This is a genomic window from Streptomyces sp. NPDC020299 (genome assembly GCF_044387825.1).
In the GTDB taxonomy this organism is placed as follows: domain Bacteria; phylum Actinomycetota; class Actinomycetes; order Streptomycetales; family Streptomycetaceae; genus Streptomyces.
Genome location: NZ_JBIRWL010000008.1, coordinates 179,008 through 192,278, shown reverse-complemented (window position 1 = coordinate 192,278; position 13,271 = coordinate 179,008). Strand labels below are relative to the sequence as shown.

Here is a 13,271-nt window from a genome sequence, read left to right as displayed (position 1 = left end):
AGAGGCGGCACATGACGACCGCACCCACTGCCCCACCGCCGTCCATGCGGCTGAGGGAGCTCGTTTTCGGGGCGGCGTGTGCCGCCGCCCTCCGCGCGGCCGCCCGGCTGGGCGTGGCCGACGCGCTGGGGGAGAGCCCCATGGCCGTGGCGGACCTCGCGGCCGCGGTGAAGACCGAACCCAAGCCGCTCGGACGGCTGCTGCGGGCCCTGTCCTGCTACGGCGTGTTCGCCGAGCGCGAGGACGGCACGTTCGCGCACACCGACATGTCCCGGCTGCTGCGCGAGGACGACCCGAACAGCCTGCGCTACATCTCGCTGTGGTGCACCGAGCCCTGGACCTGGGACGCCTGGCCGCGCCTCGACGAGGCGGTGCGCACCGGCCGGAACGTCGTCGAGGACCTGTACGGCAAGGAGTTCTTCACCTACCTCAACGAGGACGCCCCCGAGTCCGCCGACGTGTTCAACCGGGCCATGACGACCTCCAGCAAGCAGTCCGCGCGGGAGGTCGCCGAACTGCTGGACCTGTCCGGGGCGAAGTCGGTCGCCGACATCGGCGGCGGACAGGGCCATGTGGTGGCCCGTCTGCTGGAGAAGTACCCGTCGATGCGGGGAACCCTGCTCGACCTGCCGCGCGTGGTGGAGAACGCCGATCCCCGGCTGCGCGAGGGCGGCTCGCTCGCCGACCGGGTGAGTATCGTGCCCGGCGACTGCCGCGAGGCCATCCCGGTGCGGGCGGACGTCTACATCATCAAGAACATCCTGGAGTGGGACGACGAGAGCACCGCCCGCTGCCTGCGCAACGTCATCGAGGCGGGCGGGGCGAAGGCACGGGTCGTGGTGATCGAGAACCTCGTCGACGACACCCCGTCGATGCGGTTCAGCACCGCCATGGACCTGCTGCTGCTCATGAACGTCGGCGGGGCCAAGCACACCACCGAGAGCATGGTCGGCCGGCTGACCGCCGCGGGCCTGGTCATCGACGACATCAGCCCGGTCAACCCCTATCTGCACGCGTTCGACTGCACCGTCCCCGGGTGACCCCACCCGCGTCCTGAACACCGGTCGCCGGGCCCGCGACGCTGCGGGCCCGGCGACCGGTGTGGCCGTCCGCGGGGGCGGACGGCGGGGTCAGGAGGCCGAGTCACGCTCCCAGACGTAGAAGCGCTGCGCCATGGCGTCCTTCGGTGAGCGCCAGGTCTGAGGGTCGTACGCGCTGACGTACGCCTGGAGCCGCTCGCTGACGTCCCGGAACTCCGGGTGGCCGGTCACCTTGGCGATGGCGGGGCCGGGGTCCTTCTCGGACTCGATGAGGTGCAGATACACATCACCGAACTGGAAGAGGCTGCGCCGCTTCACGCCGACGAGGCGGGGCAGTTCCCCCCGGTCGGAGTCCTCGAAGATCTGGGCGATGCCGGGGGCCGATCCGGGGGCCATCCGGGCCACGATCAGGGCTTGGTGCATGGGCTCGCTCCGTCCGGCCTCAGTCGGTCAGGCCCGGCTGGGCCCCCTGCTCGGCGGCGGCCTTCTCGATCCGGTCCCGGATCAGGGCCATCTGGACCTTGGAGTTCTTGTTGATGTTGTCGGTCATCCAGTCGTCGTCGACCGGAGCCTCGGGCTTCATCGCGAAGTCCTGGGTCCAGATCATCCGGGTGCCGGCCGGGACCTCCTCGTAGCGCCACCGGATGTTCATGTGGGCGAAGGGGCCGGTCTCCACCCGGCGGGCCTTGACGGTGAGGGACGGGCGGTCGGTCTCCCGCTCCGAGACCCAGCTCCACACGGTGCCGTTCTCGTCGGGGTGCATGGTCAGCCGGAACGTGGTCCTGTTCCCCTCCTGGGACAGGATGTCGGCCGAGGCGTACTCGCTGAACAGCTGCGGCCAGTTCGCCACGTCGTTGGTCATGTCCCACACCAGGTCCAGCGGTGCGGCGATGGTGATCTCGTTCTCCGTGTGTCCGGCCATGTCAGGCTCCTGCCAGAAGGGTGCTGTTGACGAGGTCGAGGAACTGCCGGGGGGTCTTGCAGCGCTCCGCGTCGGGAGGCATCGGCGTGCCGTGCCGGTTCTCCAGCTCGCCCACGATGCCGAGCAGGCCGAGCGAGTCGATGCCGAACTCGCCGAAAGCGGTGTCGGACCGGTCCGTCAGCTCCTGCGGGCTGACGGTGATCCCGGCCGCCGTCTTCATGAGTTCGGACAGTTCTTCGACGGTGATCTGGGCACTCATGTCGTTCCTCTCTCTCCTTGCTGTGTTTCGCTCCGGCGGCCTCGCTACGAGGCGTCGGCGGCGCCGTGCCTGAGCACGAGCGCCGAGTTCGACCCCATGAGGCCCCGGCTGAGCACCAGCGCCGTGCGCAGCTCGGCGGTGCGGGCGCGGCCGGTCACGAGGTCGAGGTCGTGGCAGATGTCGAAGACGTTCGGGGTGGGCGGGACCAGGCCGTGCTCCATGGCGAGCACCGCCGCCGCGGTGTCCAGCACGGGGGCCGCGCAGTAGCCCCGTCCGGTGCCCGTCTTCGGCGCCGTGACCGGTACCCGCCTGCCGTGGCCGCCGAGGGCGTCGGCGATCGCCAGTGCCTCGGCCCGGTCCGCGGCCGGCACCCCGAGGGCGTCGGCGAAGACGACGTCGACCTCCTCGGGGGCGCAGCCGGCCTCGTCCAGGGCCCTGCGGATCGCCTCGGCGAGCCCCTCCCGGGACGCCTCCCAGCACGAGGCGCCGGTGAAGGTCGCCGCGTGCCCGGCGAGGGTGGCCCGCACGGGCACCCCCCGCTCCCAGGCCGAGGCCACCTCCTCCACGACGAGCATCGCGCCGCCCTCCGCGGGCACGAACCCCGAGGCCCGGTCGGTGAACGGCCGGTACGCGTGCGCCGGGTCGTCGACGGTGCTCAGCTCCTCGTAACCGAGCTGGCAGACCATCGAGTACGGCGCCAGCGGCGCCTCGGTCGAGCCGGCCACCATCACCTCGGTGCCGCGCCGCACGGCCCGGGCCGCGTGCGCGAGGGCGTCCAGGCCGCCGGCCTCGTCGGCGGCGACCACCGAGCAGGGCCCCTTGAAGCCGCGGCGGATGGAGATCTGGCCGGTGCTGGCGGCGTAGAACCAGGCGATCGACTGGTACGGGCCGACGAACCGGCTGCCCTTGCCCCACAGTTGCTGGAGCTCACGCTGGCCGAACTCGCCGCCGCCGGAACCGGCCGCGGTGACCACGCCCACCGAGAACGGCGCGTCGTCGGTGTCGGCCTGGCCGAGACGGGCGTTCTCCAGCGCCAGATCGGCCGCGGCCATCGCGAAGTGCGTGAACCGGTCGGTCTGGACGAGGAAACGCTCCTCGACCGCACCCGCCGGCTCGAAGCCGCGGACCTCGCCGGCCACCCGCAGCGGCAGGTGCTCGCAGCCCTCGCGGCTGACCCGGTCCAGGACGCTCATGCCCTCCTGGGTGGACTTCCAGAAGGCCTCCACGGTGGTTCCGTTGGGCGCGACCACACCGATTCCGGTGACGGCCGCGCGCCGGGGATACGGTTCGCTCATGGTGTCCTCTCCCCAGTCCGGGTCAGGATCACCGCGGACTGGAAACCGCCGAACCCACTGCCCACGGACAGGACGCTGCTCAGCTTCCGTTCGCGGGCGACGCGCGGGACGTAGTCCAGGTCGCACTCGGGGTCGGGGGTCTCGTAGTTCGCGGTGGGCGGTACCACCTGGTGGGCCAGGGCCAGCACACAGGCCACGACCTCGATCGCCCCGATCGCGCCGAGGGAATGGCCCACCATCGACTTGATGGAGCTCATGGGGGTGTCGTAGGCGTGCTGCCCCAGGGCCCGTTTCACCGCGGCCGTCTCGTGCCGGTCGTTCTGCCGGGTGCCCGAGCCGTGCGCGTTGACGTAGTCGATCGCGCCGCCGTCGAGCCGGGCGTGGTCCAGGGCGTCCTCGATCGCGCGGGCCATCTCCAGGCCCTCGCTGGTCAGACCGGTCATGTGGTAGGCGTTGCCGAAGGTCGCGTAACCGCTCAGCTCGCAGTACACATGGGCCCCGCGGGCCCGGGCGTGCTCCAGCTCCTCCAGGACGAGCACCGCCCCGCCCTCGCCCATGACGAACCCGTCACGGTCGTTGTCGAAGGGACGGGAGGCATGGGCGGGATCGTCGTTGTTGGGGGACGTCGCCTTGATCGCGTCGAAGCACGCCATGGTGATCGGCGATATCGGCGAGTCCGAGGCACCGGCTATGCAGATGTCGGCCCGGCCCTCCTCGACGGCGTGGAAGGCGTACCCGACGGCGTCGAGACCCGAGGTGCAGCCCGTGGAGACGGTCTGCACCGGACCGCACGCCCCGAACCGTTCCGCGACCGCCGAGGCGAGCGTGCTCGGCGAGAACGCCCGGTGCAGATGCGGCTCCGCCTCCCGGTGGTCCACGTCCCAGCGCTCCCCGCGATGGCTGACCAGCACGTAGTCGTGCTCCAGCCGGGTGGTGCCGCCCACGGCGGTCCCCAGGGACACCCCGACCCGCCAGGGGTTCTCCCCGGCGAGGTCGAGGCCCGAGTCGCGGACGGCTTCCTCGCCCGCGACCAGGGCGAACTGGATGTACCGGTCCGCCCGCGTGGCCTGCTCCGCGTCCAGCCCGTGGGCCGCCGGGTCGAAGTCGCACTCGGCGGCGATCCGGGAGCGCAACCCGGCCGGGTCGAAGAACGTGATGCCCCGGGTCGCGGTACGGCCACTGGCGAGCAGATCCCAGAAGGCCGGGACACCGATGCCGCCGGGCGCGACGATGCCTATGCCGGTGACCGCCACCCGCCTGGTCATGACCGGCTCCCGCCCGTGTCGGCCGGCTCGGCGGCGACCGCGACGGGCTCGGTCTCCTCCGTGTCGACGTGGCCCAGCTGAGGGCGCGGGGCCAGCGGGCCGAGGTGGAAGACGATCCGGGCCTCCACGTCACCGGTGTTGCGGAAGCGGTGGCGCATGTGGGCGGGGATCATCAGCCCCTGCTCGGGCCGCAGCGGGTGGGGCTCGCCGTCCAGGTCCACCTCCAGCTGCCCGCAGACGACGTAGACGAACTCCTCGGAGTACGGGTGGTAGTGCTCGCCGATGCGGTCACCGGGCTGCACGATGGCCACGCCCATGAAACCGCTGGTGGAGCCGACCGTGGCGGGGGTGAGCATGGCGCGCAGGTCGCCGCCGCGCCGGGTGTTCGGCTCGACCTCGCCGAGGTCCACGATCTTGGGACGGGGTGTGATCACGACGTTCCTCCGATGCTGTGCGGCGGCCGGTCAGGACTCGGGGGACCGGCGGTCGGTGATGAGGGCCATGCGGGCGGACTCCAGCAGACGCGCGGGGTCGCCGCTCTTCGCGCCGGCGTCGAGGAGCGTCGTCAGCTCGGCCGCCTGCGAGGGCTCGGGCAGACCGAGGACGACGACGGGGTCGGCCGCCTCGAGGGACCCCCGCACGTCGATCAGCCGGACGACGACGTCGTCGCGCTCGAAGACGGTGCTGCGCAGGATCGGGCTGCGCGAGTCGTTCGCCGCCACCGCGTCCTGCTGGGCGAGGAGTTCGGCCAGCCGCATGCCGAGCCCCTCCCGGGCCGGGTAGAACAGGGCGTGCCGCTCCGCCTCGGGGGTGTCCTTGGCGTGCGTCACGTGGTGGACGGCGGGCAGGGCCGCACGGGTGAAGAACACCCGGGCGGACTCCGGGTCGTCGAGGTCCCGGTGCTGCTCCAGATAGGGGTTGATGGCCTCCTCGACGGCCCGCACCTCGGGCTGCCGTGCGACGTGGCGCAGCGCCGTGAGCAGGTCGCCGCGCACCTCGATGGCCCGTACGATCCGGTTGCCGTGCATGAACAGGGAGGTGCGGCACAGCCGGGTGGCGTCGTCGACCTGCGGCTCGGGGGAGGCGTAGTCGGCGAGGATCTTGGCGACCTTCTCCTCGCTGCCCGGCTTGACCGTGAAGGTGAGCGCGTGGCGGACCACGCCGTCACCGATCCGCGGGGACGCCTGGAGCCGGCGCCTGCCGGTCGCGGCGTCCGTGGCCGGCCCGCCGGTCTCGCGGACGATGTGGAAGCGCAGCGACCGGGTGTCCCGGACGCAGCTGTGCAGCGGTTCCACCATCCGTACGTGCTCCTCGCTGTTCACCCAGGACAGGAACGGCGGGGCGCTCTCCCACTCACTCGTGATGAGCCATTGGGAGGGGTTCTCGATCGACTGGCACAGCTGGTCGCTGACATGGCCGGGCACGGAGGCGACCTGCTCGCACAGGTGCTCGTACGCCTCCAGGAACTGCTGCTGGGCTCCGTCGTAGACGTCCACCAGCAGGACGACCCGGAGCCTGGAGCCGTCGAACACGGACTGGGAGACATGGTGCGACACCTGTCGCGCCGACAGTTCTGATACTCGTTCGGAGGTGAGGGTCATCCTGCGCGCATCTCCTTCGCGGACCCCTGCGCCTGTCGCCAGGGGCGGCCGGTGGACGGAACGGGACAGCGACCGGTGCGCCGCGCAAGGAAGCGCGCCGGTCGCATGGGCACGATCTTGCGCCGTGCCGTGCCACACCACGAACGCAGCGGGGTAAGTGGGTGAAGGGTGCTCCGTACGGGTTCACCCGGTCGGGGGCGGGAAGAAGGTTTTGCCGCGTCAGGAGTCGGTGGCGAGGCGGTCGGCCTTCTCGGCGGCCTCGCGGGCTGCCCGTTCGGCCCGTGCCACGGCTTCGGCGGCCGACTCGTGGTGTTCCTCCGCCCGCCGCTGCTCGCGCTCCGCCGTGCGGAGCGTCTCGCGCGCCCGGTCCAGTTCGCGTTCGGCGGTGGAGAGCCGGCCGAGCGCGTCGGCGTGCCGGTCCTGGGCCTGCCTCAGGCGCGCCTCGGCCCGCGTCTGTTCCGTGTGCTTCTCGCGCAGCCGCTGTACGGCCCGGTCGGCGGCCTCGCGGGCGCGGGCGAGCTGCCCGGCCCGCCGTCGGCGGCGCCGCTCGGCGAGTTCGTCCCGCGCCTCGGGCTGCTGCGTCGGCGGTGCGGTGGTCCGCCGGGCAGGGGGTACGGCGGGCATCCGGGCGGTGTCGAACTCCGACGGCGGGGTGAGCGCGCCCTCCAGGCGGCCGCCGGCCCACCGGTCGGCCGCGTCGGGGTCGGCGAGGACCGCGCGCAGGGTGGCCTCGACCTCCTGCCGCACCCCGCCCGAGAGTTCGTGCCCGGCCTCCCGGGCGAGCCGGGCCGCCTGCCCGGACAGGGCGGAGACGACCCGACGGCGCTCCGCGGACAGCGCCTTGAGCCCGGCGGCGTCCAGTGCGCGGTACGCCTCGCGCAGTGCCTGGCCGAGCTCCAGGAACCGCCGGCTCTCCTCGGGACGGGAGCGCAGCAGCAGGTTCGCGGCCCAGGCGGCCAGGGTGGGGCGGCGGGCGGCGCGGATCCGGCGGGCGTCGTCGGCGCGCCCGTCCGCCCTGGCCGCGGCGGCCAGTTCCTCCCGGCGGGTGACGAACCGGGTCGGCGGGGTGGTGTAGAGCTCGTCGAGCACCGACTCCACCGCGTTGTGGGGCATGCCCACCAGACTCCGCCGGCCCCGGCCGCCGCGCACCCGCAGCGGGCCGGGGCGGGCTGGGGCGTCAGTCCTCGGCGGGCTGCTGGAGCATGGCGAGGGTCAGGACGTTGCCGCCGATGCCCCAGCCGCCGTCGGTGACCTCCTCGACCAGTACGAGGGTGGTGGCGCGGGCGCGCTCGCCGTAGATGTCGACGTACAGCTGGGTGGCGCGGGTGACGATCTCCTCCTTCTGCTTGTCGTCGAGGCTTCCGGCGGGGACCTTGAAGTTCGCGAACGGCATGACGGTTCTCCTCTGCGGGGTTCGGGTGGGTATAGGTGGGTGGGGCGGCCCGTCAGACGATGCCGCCGTTGGCGCGGATCACCTGGCCGTTGACCCAGTGACCGGCCGGCGAGGCGAGGAAGGACACCACCGCGGCGATGTCGGCCGGGGTGCCGAGGCGCTCCAGCGGGGGCTGGGCGGCCAGCCGGGCGACCGTCTCCTCGTCCTTGCCGTCGAGGAACAGGTCCGTCGCGGTGGGCCCCGGGGCCACGGCGTTCACGGTGACGTCCCGCCCGCGCAGCTCTCGCGCGAGGACCATCGTGAGCGCCTCGACCGCACCCTTGCTGGCGCTGTAGGCGCCGTACGCGGGGAAGGCCAGGCCCACCACGGAGGTGGAGAAGGTGATCAGCGTGCCGCCGGCGCGCAGGGTCCGGGCGGCCTGCCGGGCGATCACGAAGGTGCCGCGGATGTTGGTGCGGTGCATCGCGTCCAGCTCCGCCAGGTCCAGTTCGGCGACCGGTGACAGATACATGCGGCCGGCCGCGTGGACGACCACGTCGACCCCGCCGAACTCCGACTCCGCGGTGGCGAAGAGCGTGGCGACGTCCTCCTCGTCGGCGACGTCGGCCCGGACGGCGACCGCCCGGCCACCGGCGGCGGTGACCTCCTTGACGGCGGCCTCGGCCAGATCGCGGTTGCCCGCGTAGCCGACCACCACGGCGTATCCGTCGGCGGCCAGCCGGCTCACCGTCTCGCGGCCGATGCCGCGCGAACCGCCGGTGACGACGGCGACGCGGCGTGGGCCGGCGCCCTGGGCGGAGGCGCTGGCGCCGGTGGTCGTTTCCTGGGTGGACATGTCGACTCCCGTGAACGTGCTGGACTGGCTTGCACCTCCAGCCTGGCCCGGTGTCCCGGCGGCAGCCACGGCTGTCCTCACCCTGGGGTCGGCGGCCCCTGGCTCGGCGGACCGGCACGCGGGATCATGACGGGGTGAACCAGTCGGAGCTCGCCGCATTCCTGAAGTCCCGGCGCGACCGGGTCCGCCCGGCCGACGTCGGCCTGCCCGCCGGCCCCCGGCGCCGGGTGCCCGGACTGCGGCGGGAGGAGGTCGCACAGCTGGCCGGGCTGTCCGCCGACTACTACACCGAGCTGGAACGCGCCCGCGGCGCCCAGCCCTCCGCCCAGGTCCTGGCCGCACTCGCCCGCGCGCTCCGGCTGAACGGCGACGAACGCGACCACCTCTTCCACCTCGCCGACCGCCCCCTCCCCCCGGCGGCGCACGGCCCGGCGGCGCACGTCCAGCCCGCCCTCCTCGGCCTGCTGGACCGGCTCACCACCACGCCCGCCCAGGTGATCACCGACCTGCACGAGACGCTCGTACAGAACCCCCTGGCCAGGGCGCTGCTCGGCCCGCCCCCGGCGACGGCCGGCCCCACCGCGAGCTTCGTGTACCGCTGGTTCACCGACCCCGGATCCCGCGCGGTCTACCCGGCCGAGGACCACCCCCATCACTCCCGGGTGTTCGTCGCCGACCTCCAGGCGGTCGCCGCCCGGCGCGGCAAGGACCCCGAGGTGGTCCGCATGGTGGCCGCGCTGCGCCGGCACAGCGAGGAGTTCACGGCACTGTGGGAGACCCGTGACGTCGCGCTGCGCCGCACCGACCACAAGCGCATCGTCCATCCCGCACTGGGCGTCATCGAGCTGGACTGCCACTGCCTGTTCAGCGAGGACGGCCGCCGGCGCCTGCTGTGGTTCACCGCCCCGCCCGGCACCGAGGGCGCCGCCCAGCTGGAGCTGCTCTCGGTCATCGGCACCCAGGACCTGACCGAGGGGGACCGGTCCTTGCCGAACGAAATCCTTCAGGGAGAGTGAATTCTTTGGTTTCTGCCCGACAAACCACCCTGTGAGGCAACTTATCGCGCGCTTTTCCGGTCCTGTGAGTCGAGGCCCTGACCACGGCCTCGCACCACGAGGGGACGAGCGACCACAACGGGGGCGCGGGGATGGCGGTGGGAGGCGGGGGTGAACGGCCGCGTTCGGTGGCCCGCAGGGCCGCGTCGTTCGCCGGGCGGACGGTCCGGGGCGAGTGGCAGGGGATCGTCGTGGATCCCGTACGGCAGTTGGGGCGCCGGGGAGTGCCCGCACTGACCCTGGCCTTCGTGGCCACCTTCGGCGTGATCTTCCTCCATGACCTCGCGCAACGGCCGCGCGGCGCACGGCTGGTGTGGCTGCTGGGCGGAGTCAAGGCCGACCTGCCGCTGTGGCTGGCCCTGCTGCGCACCCCGGTCTCGCTGTACGTGCCGGCGCTCGACCTTCCGGTGTGGGCGGGGATCACCCAGCTGTTCCTCGCCTTCGCCCTGGCCGAACTGATCCTCGGCCGGGCCAGGACACTCGTCATCGCCTACGTCACCACGCTGGCCGGAACGCTCACCGCGCGCGTGATGATCGCCATCGGACCCGGCTGGGGCGGTCTGGGCCTGCCCGCCGCCTGCGGGCGGGTCCTCGACACCGGGCCGTCGGCGGCGGTGGTCGGGCTGTTCACCTACATCGCGGTCGTCCGGCGGGCACCCGTGGTCTTCACCCTCACCGGCGGCTCCATGGTGTGGGAGTCGATCGCGGTGCCGAATCTGGCGGGCCGCGAGCATCTGATCGCGGTGGGCATGGCGATCGTCCTGGGGCTGTTCCACCTGCGCGAGCACACCCTGCCGCGGCCCGGCGCCCTGGCGCGCGGAACCACTATGCAGCCGGGCCTGCACAGGGTCGGGTACGAGCATTCGACGCGCGCAGCGCGGTGACCGACCAGCTGATCGCCGGGGCCGGACTCTCCGGGGCCGGCCAGCCGTTGATCAGCGCGAGCAGCTCGAAGTACCGGTCGCGGCGCGTGTCCTGCGCGGCCGGCAGGCGCCGCAGCAGCCACCGGCGCAGCCCGGCGTCGTCGGGACGGCCGAAGACGCGGGCGCAGTGCGCGGTGAGCGCCGCGACGACGGGACCGGCCTCGGGCGAGCCGGGCGCGATGCCCGACCGGACGGCGGCCGTCGCATGGTCGCGGACGACCGCCACGGCATCGGGTCGCGGCGGTGCGGCACCGCAGCCGGAGAAGACGGCCGCATGGTCCTCGGCGCCGCGCCTCAGGCCGGCACGGAAGTCCGGGTCGAGGGACAGCTCGGCGAGCTCCACCCATGCCTCGACCTGCTCGTCCGTGGGGTCGTCGGGCAGCTCCGGGGTCATGGAGCGGCGGGCCGCGGCGTGGGCCGGGCCGCCGTCGAGGCCGTCGAAGACGCTGTCCAGGAAGTCCTCGATCAGCCGGTGACGTTCGGCCCCGGAGAGCCGGACCAGTCGGTGCACGCGTTCCATCTCCTCGAACTCCTCACAGGTGGGCCGGCGCCTGGCCACGGCCGTCAGCAGGGCGTGCCGCAGGCGCAGCACGCCGATCTGCGCCTCCAGCGCGGCGGCGTGCCGCTCGGCGACCTCGCCGAGAGAGAGCTCCCGGTCCACGACCCGGCGGATCGTGTCGAGGCCGAGCCCCAGTTCGCGCAGCGTGCGCACCAGGGCGAGCCGGGCCACGGCCTCCGGGCCGTAGCGGCGGTAGCCGGCGCCGGTACGGCTGGCCGGCGTCACGATGCCGCGATCGGACCAGAAGCGGATCGTCTTGACCGTCAGCCCGGTGCGCCGCGCCAGTTCACCGATCGAGTACAGGGTGTCGCCGTCCATGGACCCACCTTCCCGTCTCCCCCCGGGGGAGACTCAAGCCGGTACTCGCGTACCGGCGTCCCGAGGGGGAAAGATGGGACGCCGAGCGCACCATCAGAACCGAAGCGGAGGAACGCACCCATGCCGCACGAGCGAGCGGGCACGCCGGCCGGTCCCGAGGATCTTGTCGACGTGGCCCGGCTGGTCACCGCGTACTACGCGCTGCACCCGGACCCGGCCGAGCCCGGTCAGCGGGTGGCGTTCGGTACGTCCGGACACCGCGGGTCGTCGACGGCGAGCGCGTTCAACGAGGACCACATCGCCGCCACCAGCCAGGCCATCTGCGAGTACCGGGAAGCCCAGGGCACCGACGGCCCGCTCTTCCTGGGTGCCGACACCCACGCGCTGTCGGAGCCCGCGAAGGTGACCGCGCTGGAGGTCTTCGCCGCGGGCGGCGTGACCGTGCTGATCGACAGCGCCGACGGGTACACGCCCACCCCGGCGGTCTCGCACGCCATCCTCGCCCACAACCGGGACCGTACCTCGGGGCTCGCCGACGGGGTGGTGGTCACCCCCTCGCACAACCCGCCCGCCGACGGCGGATTCAAGTACAACCCGCCGAGCGGCGGACCGGCGGCCTCGGACGCGACCTCGTGGATCCAGGACCGCGCCAACCAGATCATCGCGGGCGGCCTGAAGGACGTACGGCGCCTCTCCTACGCCAGGGCGCTCGCCGCGGACACGACCGGGCGGTACGACTTCCTGGGCCGTTACGTCTCCGATCTCCCGAGCGTCCTGGACCTGGACGCGATCCGGACGGCCGGTGTGCGCATCGGCGCCGACCCGCTGGGCGGGGCGTCCGTCGCCTACTGGGGCCGGATCGCCGAGCAGCACGGTCTCGACCTGACGGTGGTCAACCCGCACACCGACCCCACCTGGCGGTTCATGACGCTGGACTGGGACGGCCAGATCCGCATGGACTGCTCCTCGCCGTACGCGATGGCCTCCCTCATCGAGCAGCGCGACCGCTTCCGCATCGCCACCGGCAACGACGCGGACGCCGACCGCCACGGCATCGTCACCCCGGACGCGGGCCTGATGAACCCCAACCACTACCTCGCGGTCGCCATCGACTACCTCTACCGGCACCGTGAGCAGTGGGCCGCCGGCACCGGGATCGGCAAGACGCTGGTGTCCTCCGGGATGATCGACCGGGTCGCCGCCGACCTCGGGCGCGAACTGGTCGAGGTGCCGGTCGGGTTCAAGTGGTTCGTGGACGGACTGCTCGGCGGCACCCTCGGCTTCGGCGGCGAGGAGTCGGCCGGCGCGTCCTTCCTGCGCCGGGACGGCTCGGTGTGGACCACGGACAAGGACGGCATCCTCCTGGCCCTCCTCGCCTCCGAGATCACCGCGGTCACCGACAGGACACCCTCGGAGCACTACGCCGGACTGACCGCCCGCTTCGGCGAACCCGCCTACGCGCGCATCGACGCCCCCGCCTCCCGCGAGGAGAAGGCGCTGCTGGCCAAGCTGTCACCGGCTCAGGTCACCGCGACGACCCTGGCGGGGGAGCCGGTCACGGCCGTGCTCACCCAGGCCCCGGGCAACGGCGCCGCCATCGGCGGCATCAAGGTGACCACCGAGCACGCCTGGTTCGCGGCCCGGCCCTCCGGCACGGAGGACGTCTACAAGGTGTACGCCGAGTCGTTCCGCGGCCCCGACCACCTCGCCCAGGTGCAGGAGGAGGCGAAGGCCGTGGTCCTGGCGGCGCTCGGCGGCTGAGGCACTTCGGGCGGGCCGGTCCTGTTTGCCGGAGGGCGGACCGGC

At 73.0% G+C, this 13,271-nt stretch carries 15 protein-coding genes; 4 read left to right on the top strand and 11 right to left on the bottom strand.

Features of this window, described 5'->3' with window-relative positions; genetic code table 11:
- Positions 1-11: 11 nt before the first annotated feature.
- Positions 12-1,040, top strand: a complete 1,029-nt coding sequence (locus ACH45E_RS21910; RefSeq protein WP_361445450.1) for a methyltransferase — start codon at positions 12-14, stop codon at positions 1,038-1,040.
- Between the two features lie 90 nt (positions 1,041-1,130).
- Here the strand turns inward: ACH45E_RS21910 and ACH45E_RS21905 are convergent, their stop codons facing one another.
- From ACH45E_RS21905 to ACH45E_RS21860, 10 genes are all read right to left on the bottom strand, one after another.
- Positions 1,131-1,463 carry a TcmI family type II polyketide cyclase gene (locus tag ACH45E_RS21905; RefSeq protein WP_361445447.1) on the bottom strand — a complete coding sequence of 111 codons (333 nt, stop codon included), beginning with the start codon at positions 1,461-1,463 and terminating at the stop codon, positions 1,131-1,133.
- Between the two features lie 19 nt (positions 1,464-1,482).
- The gene (locus tag ACH45E_RS21900) at positions 1,483-1,962 is read right to left on the bottom strand and encodes an SRPBCC family protein (RefSeq protein ID WP_361445444.1); all 480 of its coding nucleotides are present in this window, start codon (positions 1,960-1,962) and stop codon (positions 1,483-1,485) included.
- Between the two features lies 1 nt (position 1,963).
- The gene (locus tag ACH45E_RS21895; protein ID WP_361445441.1) at positions 1,964-2,221 is read right to left on the bottom strand and encodes an acyl carrier protein; all 258 of its coding nucleotides are present in this window, start codon (positions 2,219-2,221) and stop codon (positions 1,964-1,966) included.
- A gap of 44 nt (positions 2,222-2,265) precedes the next feature.
- The gene (locus ACH45E_RS21890; protein WP_361445438.1) at positions 2,266-3,516 is read right to left on the bottom strand and encodes a ketosynthase chain-length factor; all 1,251 of its coding nucleotides are present in this window, start codon (positions 3,514-3,516) and stop codon (positions 2,266-2,268) included.
- Positions 3,513-4,781, bottom strand: a complete 1,269-nt coding sequence (locus ACH45E_RS21885) for a beta-ketoacyl-[acyl-carrier-protein] synthase family protein (RefSeq protein WP_361445436.1) — start codon at positions 4,779-4,781, stop codon at positions 3,513-3,515. The genes ACH45E_RS21890 and ACH45E_RS21885 overlap by 4 nt, the downstream gene beginning before the upstream one ends.
- Positions 4,778-5,215 carry a cupin domain-containing protein gene (locus ACH45E_RS21880; protein WP_361445433.1) on the bottom strand — a complete coding sequence of 146 codons (438 nt, stop codon included), beginning with the start codon at positions 5,213-5,215 and terminating at the stop codon, positions 4,778-4,780. Before ACH45E_RS21880 ends, ACH45E_RS21885 begins: the two co-directional genes overlap by 4 nt.
- Positions 5,216-5,245: 30 nt before the next feature.
- Positions 5,246-6,382, bottom strand: a complete 1,137-nt coding sequence (locus tag ACH45E_RS21875; RefSeq protein ID WP_361445430.1) for a SchA/CurD-like domain-containing protein — start codon at positions 6,380-6,382, stop codon at positions 5,246-5,248.
- Positions 6,383-6,601: 219 nt separating this feature from the next.
- Entirely contained in the window at positions 6,602-7,495 is an 894-nt protein-coding gene (locus ACH45E_RS21870; RefSeq protein WP_361445427.1) for a hypothetical protein, read from the bottom strand.
- A 64-nt stretch (positions 7,496-7,559) separates the two neighbouring features.
- Positions 7,560-7,775, bottom strand: coding sequence for a tautomerase family protein (locus tag ACH45E_RS21865; RefSeq protein ID WP_361445424.1), 216 nt, complete (start codon positions 7,773-7,775; stop codon positions 7,560-7,562).
- Between the two features lie 52 nt (positions 7,776-7,827).
- The gene (locus ACH45E_RS21860; RefSeq protein WP_361445421.1) at positions 7,828-8,610 is read right to left on the bottom strand and encodes an SDR family oxidoreductase; all 783 of its coding nucleotides are present in this window, start codon (positions 8,608-8,610) and stop codon (positions 7,828-7,830) included.
- 134 nt (positions 8,611-8,744) lie between these two features.
- Between ACH45E_RS21860 and ACH45E_RS21855 the strand changes: the two genes are divergently transcribed.
- Entirely contained in the window at positions 8,745-9,626 is an 882-nt protein-coding gene (locus tag ACH45E_RS21855; RefSeq protein WP_361445419.1) for a helix-turn-helix transcriptional regulator, read from the top strand.
- 131 nt (positions 9,627-9,757) lie between these two features.
- Complete coding sequence (locus tag ACH45E_RS21850; protein WP_361445416.1) at positions 9,758-10,549, top strand: hypothetical protein; 792 nt, start codon at positions 9,758-9,760, stop codon at positions 10,547-10,549.
- Here ACH45E_RS21850 and ACH45E_RS21845 read toward each other — a convergent pair.
- Positions 10,491-11,465, bottom strand: coding sequence for a MerR family transcriptional regulator (locus tag ACH45E_RS21845; protein WP_361445413.1), 975 nt, complete (start codon positions 11,463-11,465; stop codon positions 10,491-10,493). The two genes, ACH45E_RS21850 and ACH45E_RS21845, sit on opposite strands and share 59 nt — an antisense overlap.
- 120 nt (positions 11,466-11,585) lie before the next feature.
- On the opposite strand from ACH45E_RS21845, the gene pgm reads away from it, so the two are divergent.
- Positions 11,586-13,226: a phosphoglucomutase (alpha-D-glucose-1,6-bisphosphate-dependent) gene (gene pgm / locus ACH45E_RS21840; protein ID WP_361445410.1), complete on the top strand. Its 1,641-nt coding sequence runs from the start codon at positions 11,586-11,588 to the stop codon at positions 13,224-13,226.
- The last annotated feature ends 45 nt before the right edge of the window (positions 13,227-13,271 follow it).